Origin of the sequence: Shewanella sp. T24-MNA-CIBAN-0130 (genome assembly GCF_040310185.1) — a bacterium.
Classification (GTDB): domain Bacteria; phylum Pseudomonadota; class Gammaproteobacteria; order Enterobacterales; family Shewanellaceae; genus Shewanella; species Shewanella psychromarinicola.
The window spans coordinates 1-16,854 of record NZ_JBEOPP010000007.1 but is presented as its reverse complement, the minus strand read 5'-3'; the positions used below and the strand labels follow the sequence as shown (position 1 = coordinate 16,854).

Below are 16,854 nucleotides of genomic sequence, written 5' to 3'. Positions count from 1 at the left end.
AACAAAAGCGCTATTAATAGTGTGGTAAATGTGCGAAAATCGCCGCCCTAAAAAGAACACAAACTTAAAAGAGGACTTTTGAGATGCGCATTATTTTATTGGGTGCCCCAGGTGCTGGTAAAGGTACCCAAGCTCAGTTCATTATGGAGCAGTACGGTATCCCACAAATCTCAACCGGTGATATGTTGCGTGCAGCAGTAAAAGCTGGCACGGCATTAGGTTTAGAAGCTAAGAAAGTAATGGATGCAGGTCAATTAGTTTCTGACGATCTTATCATTGGTTTAGTGAAAGAGCGTATTACCCAAGATGACTGTGAAAAAGGTTTTTTATTAGACGGTTTTCCTCGTACGATCCCACAAGCCGATGCAATGGCTGAAAACGGAATTGAAATCGATCATGTGATTGAGATTGATGTGCCAGACGAAGAAATCGTTAAGCGTATGAGCGGACGTCGTGTCCATTCTGGTTCTGGTCGCGTTTACCACATGGTATTCAATCCACCTAAAGTGGCAGGTAAAGATGATGTCACTGGCGAAGATTTATCTATCCGTCCAGATGATGAAGAAAGCACCGTACGCAAACGCTTAGGTATTTACCATGAGCAAACTAAACCATTAGTCGATTACTATGGCAAAGTGGCAGCAGAAGGTAAAACTCAGTACAACAAGTTTGACGGTACTCAATCTGTTGCTAAAGTTAGTGAGCAATTGGCCAATATTCTAAAATAATCGCTAATTAACGCCTCAATAAAAAGCCTGCATTGCAGGCTTTTTTATTGCTTAATGGACAAGCTAATTACTCAAAACGTAATGATAGACAGATATTGGACATCTACGTCTTTCTGTTTACCTCTGAACGGGGTGGGAAACGGTTATCAAACAGCTCTTTGTCCTGGCAATACCGACGCTGCATTGACTTACAATAGGCCTGCTATTGACGCGCAGATTGCCCTTGCTAGTAAAAAAAGGCACGTTTTAAATAAAATCGCTCAAAACACTGTGCATTTTAGCTCTCTATCCATCTCTTATCCCGAGTTAAGGTTATTTAGGCCGTGAAAATGATAAAAGTGATATAGAATTAACGCTTACCTATGATAAAATTTGCCGCCATTTTCGCGGATGACAACTCATTAAAAATTCAATGGGTGTCAGTAATCATTAATTTCACACTTGCATGGATGCCAAGCTATGAGAGTCCAATATGAAGTTCCCTGGTCAACGTAAGTCCAAGCACTATTTCCCTGTAAACAGTCGTGATCCTTTATTAGCTCAACTTACGCAGCAGCCTCAACCTTTTTCTACTTATATTTGTGGGATTGACCAGACGCTGGTGGATATCGAAGCCAAAGTTGATGATGAATTACTTCAGCGTTACGGTTTACCTAAAGGCAACTCAACGCTCATTAACGATGAGCAAGCCCATCATTTGTATAATGAACTTAAGTCCAATGAGATCATCAGTGATGAGTTTGCTGGTGGCACCATTGGTAACACAGTACACAATTATTCTATTTTAGCCGATGACCGCTCAGTGCTTTTTGGGGTTATGAGCCAACATATTATGGTAGGTAGCTACGCTTATCGCTATTTATGTCATACCTCATCAAAGGTCGACCTCAACTTCTTACAACCTGTCGACGGTCCTATTGGTCGTTGTTTTACGCTGATTTCCGACAGTGGTGAGCGCACGTTTGCGATTAGTAAAGGATGCATGGATAAGCTAACACCAGAGTATATCGATAAAGAGGTGGTGCAGGGCAGTTCAGCATTAGTCATCACGGCATATTTAATGCGTGCCAGTGACGGTGACGGTATTACTGATGCCGCAATGACGGCGATTAATTACGCCAAAGAGGCAGATGTGCCAGTCGTGTTAACCTTAGGCACGCGGTTTTTAATTCAAGAAGAGCCAAAGTGGTGGCAAAATTTTATTAATGAACATGTCACTATTTTAGCCATGAATGAAGACGAAGGCGAAGCGTTAACCGGTTTTAAAGACCCATTACTTGCCAGCGAAGCCGCTCTTGAATGGTGTGACATGGTGTTAACCACGGCGGGGGAGATAGGACTTTATACCGCAGGTTATACTGAGGATAATGAAAAACGCGAAACCAGTCATACCTTATTACCTGGAGCCATTCCCGAGTTCAATCGTTATGAGTTTTCGCGACCGAAATTACAAGCAGATTGTGACACGCCGATAAAAGTATACGCACATATTGCACCTTATATGGGTGGGCCGGAATTAATTCGCAATACCAATGGTGCTGGCGATGGTGCGTTGTCTGCGCTGCTTCATGATTTATCAGCCAATACTTTCCATAAAACCAATATACCTGGCTCGAGTAAACATAAACGAGACGGCATATGTTATTCATCATTTTCACAAGTGTGTAAATACGCTAATCGTGTTGCATACGAGGTGTTAGCTCAGCATAGTCCACGTTTGTCCCATGGTTTGCCTGAGCGAGAAGACAGTCTAGAAGAGTCTTATTGGGAACGATGATCTGTCGTCGATAAAAAAAACGATAATGATGCATCATTATCGTTTTTTTTTGTGTTAATTTTTATAGAATAGATATCGACATCTAGTTTATTAATAAGCAATTAGGAGCGCCACGTGAAAGGACAAATCTTAAAAGAGATGCATGTACTTAAGGCTATTGAGCCAGAGTTTGAGACCCAGCGTAGAATTGCTTTTATCAAGGCAAAATTAATAGAAGCTAACAGTCGTACTTTAGTTTTGGGTATTAGCGGCGGTGTTGACTCATCCCTTGCAGGGCGTTTGTGCCAGCTGGCAGTGGATAGCCTTAATCAAGAAAAGGTCAGTGACGAGTACCAGTTCATTGGCGTTCGCTTGCCTTACCATGTGCAAAAAGATGAAGCTGAAGCCCAACAAGCCTGTCAGTTTATTCAGCCTTCACAACTGGTGACAGTGAATGTCCATGATGGGGTTGTTGGCATCCATAATGCCACACTAGCCGGTCTCACCGCGGCGGGTTTAGCATCAACAGATGCTGCCAAAATTGATTTTCTTAAAGGTAATGTCAAAGCTAGAATGCGCATGATAGTCCAGTATGATATTGCAGGGTTAGTAGGTGGTTTAGTTGTTGGCACCGATCACAGTGCTGAAAATATTACCGGTTTTTATACTAAGTGGGGAGATGGCGCGTGCGATTTAGCCCCGTTGTTTGGGCTAAATAAACGTCAGGTACGCCAGTTAGCGGCTTATTTGGGTGCACCTGATCTATTAGTTAACAAAGCCGCTACGGCTGATCTAGAAGACAATAAACCTCAACTTGAGGATGAAGCCGCTTTAGGACTGACTTATGATCAAATTGATGACTTCTTAGAAGGTAAAGACGTTGCCCAATCAGTTGAAGATAAACTCGTTAGTATCTATAAACGTACCCAACATAAGCGTGAGCCTATTGCGACTATTTACGACTAATCGCTAATGTTTTGTAGCGGCGATGTGTTGTCGTGTCAGTTCAATGAGCGCATTAGAATATTGTCGATAATCTAAATATGGTGTCATTAACACTGGGGGCTGGCGCTGTATTTTTTGCTGGTCATCCAGTGATGAATATTGCCGAGGATCCGTTATCCCCATTCGTAGCTGGGCTTCTTTACCACATATAATATGCCAACATACAGAAGGCAGCTTTAAGTCGTCGCTATAATGAACATCTGCTTTAACAATACGTAATTGGCAACGTAAGCGTGATGTTTTAATGTCACTGTTGATGTTCTTGTCGGTTTTTGGTTGATGCCGTTCAGCAGATTCACTAAACAGATTGTCGCGGATCAACTTCCAACAAGCCCCTTTGTTAGCATTGATATCGTGCTCTAAACAGCAAATTTTAGCCATAATGGTGACAATTTTTCGCCAGTGATTTCCATTCAATGCGACGAGTTGTGTTACTGCATCAACGTGAGTGGCTTGCCAATGTTCCGGTAAGGCTGGAGGCGTAGGTAAATAAAAAATGATATCGGGATTCATGGGCCCCCATATATGGCTAAATAAAGCTGATGACATATCATTTCCACTATAGTTAAGGATGGCTATTGTTTGGCGGTTTGACGGTAAATGTTAAGCTATATTGTTGTTCATTTGATATTTATTTTCAATAAGGTTTACTATGCGCGCTATTGTAATTGGGTCGACTAAACATTTTTTGTTTGCCGCATTTTATGCTGCTTTGGGGATTGCTTTAGCGTTAATTATCGCAGCCGTTTGGATGCTTAATGCTCGGCCTAATTTATCATTGTGGCACACTACACACCTAACCTCTGAATATCATCAGCAGTCAGGCTTAACTGATTTTAATCAATATTTACTATTAGAAGATAAACTATTTGCTGAAGTAGAACAGCAAGTTTATCGTCAGTATCAGCCTGAAATAGCGTCTCCTATTAATCGTTATGAGCGCCATAGTCTGTCTGATCCTAGGTTATGGCAGCAAAATTGGAATCGCTCATTTGAATGGAAAAACCCACAAGCAGAGTTTGGCCTATTATTGTTACATGGCATGTCTGATTCACCCTATATGATGTCGCATTTAGCACAGCATTATAAGCAACAGGCATATGTTTTAGGATTGCGTTTGCCCGGCCACGGTACCATTCCGTCTGGGTTAACCGACATTACCTGGCCTGATCTTGCTGGGGCGGTGTCACTTGCCGTGGCACACTTATCTACACAACTGCCGGGTAAACCCATTTATGTGGTGGGTTTTTCAACTGGGGCTGCATTGGCGTTAAACCATGAACTTGAGAATATCAGCTTGGATAAGTCTACGAGCTTTGATGGCATGATCATGTTATCGCCAGCAATTGGTCTTACACCTATTGCTGCAGGTGCTTACTGGCAAGCAAAACTGGGGAAATTACTTGGGCAAGATAAACTGTATTGGAACAGCATTCAAACAGAATATGATCCGTTCAAATATCAATCGTTTGCCGTTAATGCTGGTGATGTTGTGTATCAGTTAACCCAGCGTAATCAGACCTTATTAGAGTCATTATCGGTGCAGCAGTTAGATGCTATTCCGGCGATGTTAACGTTTCAGTCAGTTGTCGATGATACGGTATCTTCGCTTGCTGTGGTTGATTTGTTATATCAAAGGTTACCGGCAAACAAAAACCATCAATTGGTGTTATTTGACGTCAACCGTACTCGGAGCAACAACCAATTACTTTTCCAAGACCCACTGGCATCTTTTGCCCCTTTTTGGCTGTCTAAGCCGTTACCCTATCGCCTAAGTTTGCTTGAAAATGACCCGCAACGTGATCATCATGTTCAGGTAAGGGAGTTAGCCGATAAATCGATAACTAATGATGTATTAGCGTTAAATTTAACTTGGCCTAAAGATGTGTTTTCATTATCTCATGTGGCGTTAAACTTTCCGATTGAAGATACGCTTTATGGGCCTCAATCTGGCAATAATCCTGATAAAATCCAAATAGGCAGAGCAATTTATCAAGGTGAACGGGGCATTTTTAGTATGACAGCCGACGACATGTTACGTCAGAAATGGAATCCATTTTATCCTTATATGATGACTCGAATTGATGCGTTTACTCAAGGACATCAATCTGAGTCATCATTGGATAATAAACCGCTAAAGTTTAGTCAGAAATGATATTAATTATTGTCCGGTTTCGTCCCTGCTGTTTTGCTTGATAGAGATTATCATCTGCAACTTTAATCCACTTATCGAGTTGCACGTTATAGTCCGCATTTGCTGTAATCGCGCCAATACTAACTGTCACTTTGAATGATTGTTTATCTTCGGGTGAGGTGATATTTAATTGTGACAATGCTTCTCTAAAGCCATTGAGATGTTGTTCAATATGTAAGGCGTTGGACAAAGGCAAAATCAGTAGAAATTCTTCTCCGCCATAGCGGGCCACAATATCAATGTCACGTTTAAAATATGTCTGCATTAATTGAGATACGTTTCGTAAGCACTCATCTCCAGCCAAATGCCCATAGTTATCATTAACTCTTTTGAATAAATCCAAGTCAAGCAAGACAACGGTAATAGCTTGTTCACTGCGTAAACAAAAATCCAATAGCTCACCAAATTTACGTTCAGCATAACGGCGATTATATAAGCCTGTTAAAGGATCACGATCAACCAGTTCAGTTAGCTTTATGTTGGCTTTTTCTAATTCTGCAGTACGGTTAGCAACGGTCTGTTCTAACTCCAATTGATGAGCAACCAGTTGTTGTTTACTGGTCACTAAGCGTTGATACAAGCTGAACACTTCTTTAGGTGAATTTTCGTCAATAGTTGATGCTTTTCCTGTATCGGGCTGACTAAATTGATTGGCTACTGCTTCTAATGGCACGGTCAATAACGTACTCAGCTTTGTTGATATATAAAACGTACACACTAATGAAATCAGCAACAGAATAAAACTACTAAACATTTGTTCTTCGGCCAACTTTAGTAATGGTGAGAACTCTTTTAAAATATAAACAGTCCAACCATTATTCAATTCATGGTGAGTATAAATATACTCAGGCACAATTGAGGTCGTATTGTGAATATTGATAAGGTCAAGGTTGGCGCGATACACACCTTTGTTTATGACAAAATTAAATTGTGATAGTGGTTTAAAAGCAAGCTTTTCTGAAGCGTAAATAATTTGATTTTGCTCATCAACCATCACTACAGATTCATCAGTGCTGTATTTATTGACTTGATCAATATATGAAAAGTGGCTCAAATCAAGCGAGCCTTCTATAATCCCTGCTATTTTTGTGTGTTGCTCATCGAGATAAAACGGTGCACTCATGGCAATAATGGCATCATTGCCAAAGCCGCGACCCAGAAAGGCGGATGATACAAAAAAGCGGTGATTGTAAAACGATTCAATAAAATATTCGCGGTCTTTAATATTGATGCTTTGTTGTTGTTTTTGGATTGAGAGCAGTCTTGACAATGGGCTAGCGTTGACAATGTTAGCGGCAGGATCGGCAATTAGCATGCTAATAAAGCTTGGGTAGCTTTGATGCAAACTCGATAAAATAGCTTGCCATTGCTCAGGCGTATCGGCCATTAAATTTAATTGATTGGCGGTATTTTGGATCACGGCCTTATGGTTTTCGATATGATTCTGTGCCGCGGTAGAGATATGCACAACCGCTTCTGTCATATTTTGTTTTAACATGACTTGTTGACGCTCTAAAGAATAAAAATTAAAGATTAACGCCGAAAACAGTAATGTTAACGTGACCATCAACGTGAAAAAATAGGTCAGTTGCGCGCTTAATTGTCTGCGATGGCGGTCTTTTACTTTATCTTTTAAAAACCATAGCTTTGGAATAGCTAAAATCAGCAGTGATGCAAGACTGGTATAAATGAGTCCGTTGATCCCTTGCTTTGAAATGATAAAGCCTAAGTGAGATGGTGGAATATCCATCAACAAAACCGCATATAAATACACCATTGGTGCGCCAATTAATAACCAATAAGCGGCGTCGGCATATAAAGCATAGATATCACGGCGTCTCGCATAGCCTAAAAATAGTGCTTCTAATCCAAAAAATAAATACACATGGGGACTATCCCATACCAGCATTAATCCTGTTGATGCCATCATTGCTGTTACAAATGCGTACCAAGGTCCTAATAAAACGGCAGCAATGACTGTCATCGTATTACCTAGTACAAATTGCACATTGGCAAAAAATTGAATTGGGAAACAATTGATCAGCAGTCCGACTACTCCCAAGATAATCGCGAATAAAAGGTGCTGTTGGTTAATGCGTGGTAACGTCAAAAAAATATCCTTATTATTCTTATTATCAAAAGATTCGTTGATATACGAGTACTTATCTCAAGAAATCGAATATATTTCAACGAAAACGATGACTTTTTTATTAGTAAATGCCTCGTTTTGTTTTAATTGATCGTCATTTAAGTCTCTTTGTGCGGTAATTTTGTTCGACCTTGGTCTAACTCGATGGAATGGGCAATCGAGGCTTTTATTTGTTTTTTTACTGTATAACTCTGATTAGTAAGTGATTTAATAGCTTGCAACAGTAGCTTGTTCGTGAGATACGACTAAGGTCTTGATTGTAGACCCCCCCTAAGTTGCTAAATTAACAATGGCTTTACAAAAAATAACATAGGGGAGTCGCAATGAGTTTTGAAAATAACGAAAAGGCAGCGGGTTACTGGCGTGAGAATTTACGCTTGGTACTTAGCTTGCTTGCCATCTGGGCTGCAGTATCATTTGGCTGCGGTATCATATTAGTAGATGTACTTAACGAAATTACCTTCATGGGATTCAAACTGGGTTTCTGGTTTGCGCAGCAGGGTGCAATGTATGTATTCGTGGCGCTGATTTTTGTTTACGTAGCGAAAGCTAATGCGTTAGACAAAAAATACAATGTTCACGAAGACTAAGGGGCACTAAAAATGGATGTTCAAACACTAACATATATTATTGTCGGCGCGACTTTTACGCTGTACATCGGGATAGCTATTATGTCCCGAGCGGGTTCAACCAAAGAGTTTTATGTTGCAGGTGGTGGTGTTCACCCTGTTATGAACGGTATGGCAACCGCAGCGGACTGGATGTCAGCTGCATCGTTTATTTCATTGGCCGGTATTGTGTCTTTTACGGGTTATGATGGTTCAGTATATCTAATGGGCTGGACGGGGGGTTACGTTCTATTAGCCTTGTGTATGGCACCTTATTTACGCAAGTTTGGTAAATTTACCGTTCCAGACTTCATCGGTGATCGTTATTACTCTCAAACAGCTCGAACTGTTGCGGTTATTTGTGCCATTTTCATTTGCTTTACCTACATTGCAGGTCAAATGCGGGGGGTAGGCGTAGTGTTCTCTCGCTTCTTGGAAGTAGAGGTAGAAACCGGTGTGTATATCGGGATGGCGGTCGTATTCTTTTATGCTGTACTTGGCGGCATGAAAGGGATTACTTACACTCAGGTAGCGCAATATTGTGTGCTTATTTTTGCCTTCATGGTGCCCGCTATTTTTATCTCGGTAATGATGACAGGTCATATTTTTCCGCAGATTGGTTTTGGGGCCGAGTTAGTGGACGCTGCAGGTAATGGTACTGGGGTATATTTACTCGATAAACTTGATGGACTGTCTGCTGAACTGGGCTTCTCTCAATATACCGAAGGTTCTAAATCCATGATCGATGTGTTCTTTATTACTGGAGCATTGATGTTTGGTACAGCAGGCTTGCCGCATGTGATTGTACGTTTCTTTACGGTTCCTAGAGTAAAAGATGCACGTATCTCAGCGGGTTGGGCACTCGTGTTTATCGCGATTATGTATACTACTATTCCGGCATTATCGGCATTCTCACGCGTTAATATGATTGAAACCATTAATGGACCAGAATCTACCGGTGTACCTTATGAAACAGCACCTGAGTGGATTAAGAACTGGGAAAAAACCGGTTTAATCACGTGGGACGATAAGAACAACGATGGCAACATTTTCTACACCAATGGTGAAAAAAATGAGATGACCATTGACCGAGATATTATGGTTCTGGCAACGCCTGAAATCGCTAATCTTCCTGCATGGGTTATCGCATTAGTTGCCGCGGGTGGTTTAGCGGCAGCATTGTCAACATCAGCGGGTTTACTACTGGTGATTTCAACGTCTGTTTCGCACGATTTACTCAAGAAAAATCTAATGCCGGATATTTCGGATAAGAAAGAGTTAATGTATGCGCGAATAGCCGCTGCCTTAGGGGTTGTTATGGCGGGCTACTTTGGCATAAACCCACCAGGTTTTGTTGCGGCTGTAGTAGCTATTGCATTTGGTCTCGCCGCTGCGTCGTTATTCCCAGCCATTATCATGGGTATTTTCTCCAAAACCATGAATAAAGAAGGGGCTATTTCGGGTATGGTGATCGGGTTATTATTTACTGCGAGTTATATTGCTTACTTCAAGTTTATTAATCCGGCAGCCAATTCGTCCGAAAACTGGTTATTTGGTATCTCGCCAGAAGGTATTGGTATGGTCGGAATGATTGTTAACTTTTCGATAGCCTTTGCGGTCTGTAAAGTAACCGCTAAAATTCCTGACGAGATAGTGGCGATGGTGGAGTCAATCCGTTTCCCTAAAGGGTCTGGTGAAGCGCAAAATCACTAATCAGCTTTAATTATCACAGTTTACAAAGAGCGCTTAGGCGCTCTTTTTGTTGGTCTTAAGTCCTATAGCCGTTAAGTGAAATGCTTTGCTATAGTGAGACTGTTGACCCATGCACAATAGGGAAATGATTAATGGATGCCAGTGAATTACAACCCGTCGAACAGTTTTTAGCGCTCCATTCTCCTTTTGATACTCTCCCCAAAGAGATCATTCAATACTGCGCTAAAATGATTACCATTGGGTATTACACTAAGGCATCAGCATTTGTTGAGTTCGATAAAGACAATCCCAAATTATACCTTGTTCGTAGCGGTGCTTTTGAAGTGCGCGATCCCGAAGGTGTGTTGGTCGATCGAATAGGTGAAGGGGAGTGCTTTGGTTTTTCCACCTTATTATCGGGTGAGAAGGTAGTCAATAAAGTCGCGATCCTTGAAGACGGTTTAGTCTACCATGTACCGCAAACTGTGTTTGGCCAACTACGAGCTCAACATAGAGGATTTGATCAATTTTTTACCCGCGCTTTTGCTAAACGTTTACGCAATGAAGCTAAATTTACCACCAAAGACTTAACCACAACTAGTCGTATTACTTCCATCATGTCATCTAAGCCCATCATCATTGACGCTCATGCGAGTGTGATCGATGCTGCCAAACTGATGCGAGAACATCGAGTGTCATCAGTGTTAGTTATCGATAATCAAAAATTAACCGGTATTTTGACCGACAGAGATTTACGTAATCGGATTATTGCAGAAGGGTTAGATGTGAATACGCTGGTGAGTCAAGCCATGACAGTCAACCCGGTGACAACCCATGCCAATGCATTAGTGTTTGAGGCCATGCTCGCGATGAGTGAGCATAATATTCATCACTTACCGGTAGTTGATGGCAGCCTTGCAGTAGGCATTATCACCAGCACAGATATATTGCGTTCGCAAAGCTCACAGCCTCTGCTTTTGATCGGCGAGATAGGGCGACAAGGCAGCATAGAAAATCTTATTCAAGTCAGTAAGCAGATCCCGCTACTATTACAAAACTTAATTAGTGCCGATGCCAGAGCTGAAGAAATTGGTCGGGTGCTCACCTCGGTAACCGATGCATTAACTCGCCGGATCATCGAACTAAATCAACTACTTCTAGGTCAGGCTCCGATGGCTTTTTGCTGGTTGGCTTTTGGTTCACAAGGCCGCCAAGACCAGGTTGCCTGTTCTGATCAAGATAATGGCTTATTGTTGGCACACGAACCCGATGAGTTTGCAGCTGCCTATTTTGAAGCTTTAACAAAAGCGGTGTGTAAAGGCTTAGATCAATGTGGTTATATTTATTGCCCAGGTGACATTATGGCGCAAAACCCTAAATGGCGATTGTCATTGGTAAAATGGAAAGGGCTTTTTTCGCAATGGGTTAATACGCCAGAGCCAAAAGCCTTAATGCACGCGAGCATCTTTTTCGATATGCGCCCAGTATTTGGTCCTATAACCTTGTTTAGCGAATTACAAGATTCGGTGCTTGCTTCAACTCAAGATAACGATATTTTTTTGGCAGGGATGGCGGGTAATTCGCTGGCAGAATCGCCACCATTAGGCTTTTTTAGGAAATTTGTCCTTGAACGTGATGGCAGTGAAGTGAAAGGCATGGATTTAAAACATAAAGGCAGTGCGTTAATTAATGACATTGCCAGAGTGTATGCTTTAAGTGCCGGCATCAAGGAGGTTAATACTGCTAAACGTATTAGAGCGTTAATGGACGCTAATATTATTAATCGTAAAGATGCACTTAACTTGGCGGATGCCCATGAGTTTATCGCCCACATGCGCTTAGCAAATCAAGGTTACCAGGTGACTCACAATTTGCAGGTGAATAATTTTTTAAAACCACAACATCTTTCTTCATTAATGCGCCATCAGCTTCGAGATGCCTTTAAGGTGGTCCATGATGCTCAAACGGGGTTAAAGCTTAAATTTATGAGGAGTTTTTAATGGCCAATTTGTGGTGGATAAAAGCCATACTTTGGCGCAAAAAATTGACCACATTACCGCTACAATTGAAGACCTATATCGATGAGATTACTCCGGCATTGTCGCAATTATATCGAGATGCTCCCTTGATGGCGATTGATCTTGAAATGACAGGGCTTGATCCTGAGAACGACCAAGTGATCAGCATCGGTTTAGTGCCCATCGTTGATGGCCAAATTCCGCTTAATCGCGCCCAGCATATTATGATTGCCATTGATGGCAGCGTGGGGGCAAGTGCAACGGTGCATGGGATCGTCGACAATCAATTACACATGGCATTATCAATTGGAGAGGCGTTGAACTGGTTTCTTGCCCAGACTCAGGGGCATATTTTAGTCGCTCATCACGCCCCGTTAGATATTCATTTTATTCAAAATAAATTACAACGTTGTTTTGGGCAATCGATACCCATGGTGTATATCGATACCTTAGCTATCGAGCGAAAACGTTGTTTAATGCATCACCAAGTGCTCAAAGAAGGATCATTGCGTTTAGGTGCCAGCAGAGCGCGCTATGGGTTACCCGTCTATGCTGCTCATAATGCATTAATCGATGCATTATCGTGTGCGGAATTATTGTTGGCGCAAGTTGCGGCTATGGGGGATGTACAACGTTTATCGATAAGTGAAATCATCGAGATTGCCCGGTGATAGTGAAATAGCATCAATAAAAAAACCAGATAATAATCTGGTTTTTTTAAGCTATGCGATAAGGTTACTTTTCAGCTTTTTTGAAAAAATAATCCACTGCAGGTTGGATTAGTTCCAATGCGGTTTTATCACAGTCAGGTAGTTTAGCATCGCTAATGGTAATAGGGGTTGTTCTTTCTCCCCACTTTAGTAGCAAAGCTGCCGAGGTTAATCCGGCCCCAAACGCACATGACAAAATTGTTTGATTGGCTTCAATTCTCCCTTGAGACAACGCATCACAGATGGCAATCGGGATTGTAGCTGCTGAAGTATTACCGTAATCAGCAATGTTGATGAAAGCTTTTTCTTTAGGGATTTTCATCCGGCTCACTAAGGTATCAATGATTCGTTCATTGGCTTGGTGTGGTATGACAAAATCAACATCATTGATATCAATACCACATTTTTCCAAGACTTTATTACTGAGATTACCCATGCCATGAATAGCTCGTTTAAACACCTCTTGACCGTTAATGTGGATATAAAAGTCTAATGAGTCATTATCAAATCTGTCCATTTGGGTGCCAAAACTGGATTTTAAAATATCGCGACCTTCAGGATCGTTATTTAACTCATAACCTAATACACCACCGGGTTGATCACTGGCTTCAAGTACCACAGCACCAGCACCGTCACCAAAGAGCACCGCTGTTTCACGACGAGACCAATCTAGGTAAAAAGATAAACGTTCAGCGCCAATAATAAGAATTTTTTTACTTTGACCGCTTTTGATCATTGAACTGGCTAACCCAACGCCATACAAAAAACCACTGCAAGCAGCGTTAATGTCAAATGCACCACATGTAGCGCCAATATCGGCCTGTACCGTTGATGCAATATTGGGGATCAAAGTATCAGGACTGGCGGTAGCTAAAATAATTAAATCTAATTCACTGCCATCAATCCCAGCAGCAGCAAGAGCATGCTTAGCCGCAACAGATGCCATTTCAGAAGTATTAACGTGACTAATATTACGCTTACTGATCCCAGTGCGTGTTTTAATCCATTCATCCGTTGTGTCCATGAACGTGGCTAAATCTTTATTGGTTAATGTTGCGGGTGGAACAGACTTACCCCAACCGGTAATGTGTGCATAATGCATAAGAAATTCTCTCAATACGTTTCAATAGTTAATTAAAATTATTTACAATATCAATAGCTTGATATTAATTTTTTGATACTAAGTTGTTGATACTAAATGCTCATGGCTAAGATTTATTATTATTTTTATGACTTGATTTTTTGTTCTACCAGTTTCGTTATCAACGCTGAGGCATGCAAGATATGCTCACGCAATAAAATAGTTGCCTTCTCTATGTCTCGATCCTTACACAATTCGAGTAACACTCTATGCTCTCTTTCTGCAATAGGGATCCCGCCAGTAAACAACAACTGCAGACGAATATAGCGATCACAATTGGTGTTTAACCCGTTAACCACTTCCATTGTATGAGGGCGATTAGCGGCTTGATATAAACGAGTATGGAACCGAGTATTAAGCTCACTCCAACTGGCCACTGACTCTTTGAGTTTAAATGCCAATTCAAGTTGAGCGAGAACGACTTCAGCTTCACCAAGATCATCGTCAGTTAAGTTAGGAATGGCCTTAGCCAATAAATCTGATTCGATCATAGCGCGTAATTCAAATAATTCAGTGACTTGTTCAACAGATAAAAGAGTTGCTGTGGCTCCTTTATGCGGTTCGAAATTGATCAGGCCTTCAGCTTCTAATTGTACTAACGCTTCACGTACAGGAATGCGACTTACGTTTAATTGATCTGCAATCGCAGACTGCCTAAGGGGTTCCCCTCCTTGTATATCACCAGAAAGGATCCGTTCTCTGAGCACTTCAACAACAAGTTGCGTGCGGGTTTTATGAATAATAGGAGTTATATTGCTCATGTACTCTAAGAGTTTATCACTAAATTCTTCGAGCAAGAGTAACGCTTAGGCGCCGTTTTATAAAGTGAAACCTCTGCAATTATGAAAATCAAGGCTATAAAAGTCGCTAAATAAACAAATTTACAAAAATATTCAGATTGACTAGCACCCAATTCATCTCAATGGGATAATCACAACAGTATAGAGTTTAAGGAGTGTTAGGTTGAATAAAGCAGTATTTCTCGATCGCGATGGCGTGATCAATAAAGACAATGGTTATGTTCATATTGTGGATGATTTTGAATATATCGATGGTGTGTTTGAGGCATGCTTAGCGTTAAAGCAAATGGGTTACCTATTAGTAGTCGTCACTAACCAATCTGGTATTGCTCGTGGTATGTACAGTGAAGACGATTTCCATCATTTAACTGAATGGATGGATTGGAACTTTGCCGATAAAGGTGTCGAACTTGATGGTATCTATTATTGCCCGCATCATCCAGAAAAAGGCCTAGGCGAATATAAGCAAGATTGTGATTGCCGAAAACCTAAGCCGGGTATGCTGGTAGATGCAGCGCAGTTTTTAAAAATAGATTTAAGCCAGTCTGTCATGGTAGGTGATAAAGCCGATGACATTCGGGCCGCAAGAGCGGCTGGCATTAAGACTGCCATTTTGGTTCGTTCAGGTAAAGTAGTAGACGAAGCCGGAGTTGAACTTGCCAGTGCCGTGGTTGACAGTATCGCTGACGTTCCGAGTCTGCTAAGTCAATTACTCGCAAAATAATAGAATCGCGAATTCAAAGCTATCATTTCAACTGTTCATATATAAGCTTTCACCCACTTATATATGAACAGAGATTTTCAGTGTAACCATTTACTTCGTTTTAGACTTTATCTTCCTTTATATACTAGTCAGCTTATTTTTGTTGCTAACAAACCCCTAAGCCAAATAAAGGTATGTCATCCATTAACGCGAAATCGTTGGTACTACTAAAAGTCGCTACGGAGTTAACATCAAATTAACGTCGTTTCAGTAATTTTTTGCTCTAAACAAGCTAAATTACCCACTTAAACCACCATAAGCCGCATAATAAGCCTTATATAGGTAAGAAAAATAAATTTAATGTTCGCTGTAGCGAGGCTTTTTTGGTTATAAAGTCAGCAAAAACATCAATAAATATGACTTTAAGTTTAAATAGTGTGCAGTTGGGTCGTAATAGTCATAAAAACCGTAGAAAGCCCTTGCGCTATAAAAAGTTTTCCCTATAATATACCCCACTGACACGGAACGCAGCGTCTTACGCTAGTTACCAGGTCCGCTCTTTAACAATTTATCAAGTAATCTGTGTGGACATTCACAGGTATTGAGTTATTCGACAATTATTTAAAACAGTTTACTGTTTTTGATAATCAAAAAATTTCAACTCAATGCAACGATGAGTGTTCATAGTAATATGTACAAACATTATATTAGATTCTTCCGAGTCTAATTAATGAAATCAGAATTCATTGAGCCGAAAGCGTCGTTCTTACTTGTAAGAGTGGGGTTTTCAAAAAACTTTAATTGAAGAGTTTGATCATGGCTCAGATTGAACGCTGGCGGCAGGCCTAACACATGCAAGTCGAGCGGTAACACAAGGGAGCTTGCTTCTGAGGTGACGAGCGGCGGACGGGTGAGTAATGCCTAGGGATCTGCCCAGTCGAGGGGGATAACAGTTGGAAACGACTGCTAATACCGCATACGCCCTACGGGGGAAAGGAGGGGACCTTCGGGCCTTCCGCGACAGGATGAACCTAGGTGGGATTAGCTAGTTGGTGAGGTAATGGCTCACCAAGGCGACGATCCCTAGCTGTTCTGAGAGGATGATCAGCCACACTGGGACTGAGACACGGCCCAGACTCCTACGGGAGGCAGCAGTGGGGAATATTGCACAATGGGGGAAACCCTGATGCAGCCATGCCGCGTGTGTGAAGAAGGCCTTCGGGTTGTAAAGCACTTTCAGTAGGGAGGAAAGGTAGCGTGTTAATAGCCCGTTACTGTGACGTTACCTACAGAAGAAGGACCGGCTAACTCCGTGCCAGCAGCCGCGGTAATACGGAGGGTCCGAGCGTT

The 16,854-nt window shown here is 41.5% G+C and carries 13 protein-coding genes and 1 rRNA gene; 10 read left to right on the top strand and 4 right to left on the bottom strand.

Going from position 1 to position 16,854, the window contains the following annotated elements; all coding sequences use genetic code 11:
- Nucleotides 1-83 precede the first annotated feature (83 nt).
- The 3 genes from adk (at nt 84) to nadE (ending at nt 3,450) form a co-directional block, all read left to right on the top strand.
- A complete protein-coding gene (adk, locus tag AAEZ02_RS04375; protein ID WP_101032079.1) occupies nt 84-728 on the top strand; it encodes an adenylate kinase in 645 nt (214 codons plus the stop codon).
- 472 nt (nt 729-1,200) lie between these two features.
- On the top strand, nt 1,201-2,505 hold the full coding sequence (locus AAEZ02_RS04370) for an inosine/guanosine kinase (protein WP_124011749.1): 1,305 nt from the start codon (nt 1,201-1,203) through the stop codon (nt 2,503-2,505).
- Between the two features lie 114 nt (nt 2,506-2,619).
- Nucleotides 2,620-3,450, top strand: a complete 831-nt coding sequence (nadE, locus tag AAEZ02_RS04365) for an NAD(+) synthase (RefSeq protein ID WP_124011748.1) — start codon at nt 2,620-2,622, stop codon at nt 3,448-3,450.
- 3 nt (nt 3,451-3,453) lie between these two features.
- Here nadE and AAEZ02_RS04360 read toward each other — a convergent pair whose 3' ends face one another.
- Nucleotides 3,454-4,002, bottom strand: coding sequence for a DUF6942 family protein (locus AAEZ02_RS04360; RefSeq protein WP_124012127.1), 549 nt, complete (start codon nt 4,000-4,002; stop codon nt 3,454-3,456).
- 139 nt (nt 4,003-4,141) lie between these two features.
- On the opposite strand from AAEZ02_RS04360, the gene AAEZ02_RS04355 reads away from it, so the two are divergent.
- Nucleotides 4,142-5,644 (top strand): alpha/beta hydrolase, encoded by a 1,503-nt coding sequence (locus AAEZ02_RS04355; RefSeq protein WP_124011747.1) that lies wholly within the window; start codon nt 4,142-4,144, stop codon nt 5,642-5,644.
- On the opposite strand, the gene AAEZ02_RS04350 is transcribed toward AAEZ02_RS04355, so the two are convergent.
- On the bottom strand, nt 5,631-7,793 hold the full coding sequence (locus AAEZ02_RS04350) for a diguanylate cyclase (RefSeq protein WP_233768547.1): 2,163 nt from the start codon (nt 7,791-7,793) through the stop codon (nt 5,631-5,633). The genes AAEZ02_RS04355 and AAEZ02_RS04350 overlap by 14 nt on opposite strands.
- Nucleotides 7,794-8,155: 362 nt before the next feature.
- On the opposite strand from AAEZ02_RS04350, the gene AAEZ02_RS04345 reads away from it, so the two are divergent.
- The 4 genes from AAEZ02_RS04345 to AAEZ02_RS04330 all read left to right on the top strand — a co-directional run bounded on the left by AAEZ02_RS04345 (nt 8,156) and on the right by AAEZ02_RS04330 (nt 12,821).
- Nucleotides 8,156-8,422, top strand: a complete 267-nt coding sequence (locus tag AAEZ02_RS04345; protein ID WP_101032075.1) for a DUF4212 domain-containing protein — start codon at nt 8,156-8,158, stop codon at nt 8,420-8,422.
- Nucleotides 8,423-8,434: 12 nt separating this feature from the next.
- Entirely contained in the window at nt 8,435-10,153 is a 1,719-nt protein-coding gene (locus AAEZ02_RS04340) for a sodium:solute symporter family protein (RefSeq protein ID WP_101032074.1), read from the top strand.
- Between the two features lie 131 nt (nt 10,154-10,284).
- A complete protein-coding gene (locus AAEZ02_RS04335) occupies nt 10,285-12,132 on the top strand; it encodes a DUF294 nucleotidyltransferase-like domain-containing protein (RefSeq protein ID WP_101032073.1) in 1,848 nt (615 codons plus the stop codon).
- Nucleotides 12,132-12,821, top strand: coding sequence for an exonuclease domain-containing protein (locus tag AAEZ02_RS04330; RefSeq protein WP_351075258.1), 690 nt, complete (start codon nt 12,132-12,134; stop codon nt 12,819-12,821). The genes AAEZ02_RS04335 and AAEZ02_RS04330 overlap by 1 nt, the downstream gene beginning before the upstream one ends.
- A 64-nt stretch (nt 12,822-12,885) precedes the next feature.
- Here the strand turns inward: AAEZ02_RS04330 and AAEZ02_RS04325 are convergent, their stop codons facing one another.
- A complete protein-coding gene (locus AAEZ02_RS04325; protein WP_351075260.1) occupies nt 12,886-13,962 on the bottom strand; it encodes a ketoacyl-ACP synthase III in 1,077 nt (358 codons plus the stop codon).
- A 125-nt stretch (nt 13,963-14,087) separates the two neighbouring features.
- Entirely contained in the window at nt 14,088-14,762 is a 675-nt protein-coding gene (locus AAEZ02_RS04320) for a GntR family transcriptional regulator (protein WP_101034690.1), read from the bottom strand.
- 202 nt (nt 14,763-14,964) lie between these two features.
- Here AAEZ02_RS04320 and gmhB point away from each other — a divergent pair, with 202 nt between their 5' ends.
- Together gmhB and AAEZ02_RS04310 are read left to right on the top strand one after the other, a co-directional pair.
- On the top strand, nt 14,965-15,525 hold the full coding sequence (gene gmhB, locus AAEZ02_RS04315) for a D-glycero-beta-D-manno-heptose 1,7-bisphosphate 7-phosphatase (RefSeq protein WP_351075263.1): 561 nt from the start codon (nt 14,965-14,967) through the stop codon (nt 15,523-15,525).
- Between the two features lie 777 nt (nt 15,526-16,302).
- Nucleotides 16,303-16,854: ribosomal RNA gene (locus AAEZ02_RS04310) — 16S ribosomal RNA — on the top strand; the annotation flags it as partial.

Coding starts and splice junctions, on each gene's coding strand:
- adk (WP_101032079.1), top strand. CDS start 84: ATGCGCATTATTTTATTGGGTGCCCCAGGTGCTGGTAAAGGTACCCAA.
- AAEZ02_RS04325 (WP_351075260.1), bottom strand. CDS start 13,962: ATGCATTATGCACACATTACCGGTTGGGGTAAGTCTGTTCCACCCGCA.
- AAEZ02_RS04360 (WP_124012127.1), bottom strand. CDS start 4,002: ATGAATCCCGATATCATTTTTTATTTACCTACGCCTCCAGCCTTACCG.
- AAEZ02_RS04330 (WP_351075258.1), top strand. CDS start 12,132: ATGGCCAATTTGTGGTGGATAAAAGCCATACTTTGGCGCAAAAAATTG.
- AAEZ02_RS04355 (WP_124011747.1), top strand. CDS start 4,142: ATGCGCGCTATTGTAATTGGGTCGACTAAACATTTTTTGTTTGCCGCA.
- AAEZ02_RS04370 (WP_124011749.1), top strand. CDS start 1,201: ATGAAGTTCCCTGGTCAACGTAAGTCCAAGCACTATTTCCCTGTAAAC.
- AAEZ02_RS04320 (WP_101034690.1), bottom strand. CDS start 14,762: ATGAGCAATATAACTCCTATTATTCATAAAACCCGCACGCAACTTGTT.
- AAEZ02_RS04335 (WP_101032073.1), top strand. CDS start 10,285: ATGGATGCCAGTGAATTACAACCCGTCGAACAGTTTTTAGCGCTCCAT.
- AAEZ02_RS04340 (WP_101032074.1), top strand. CDS start 8,435: ATGGATGTTCAAACACTAACATATATTATTGTCGGCGCGACTTTTACG.
- AAEZ02_RS04345 (WP_101032075.1), top strand. CDS start 8,156: ATGAGTTTTGAAAATAACGAAAAGGCAGCGGGTTACTGGCGTGAGAAT.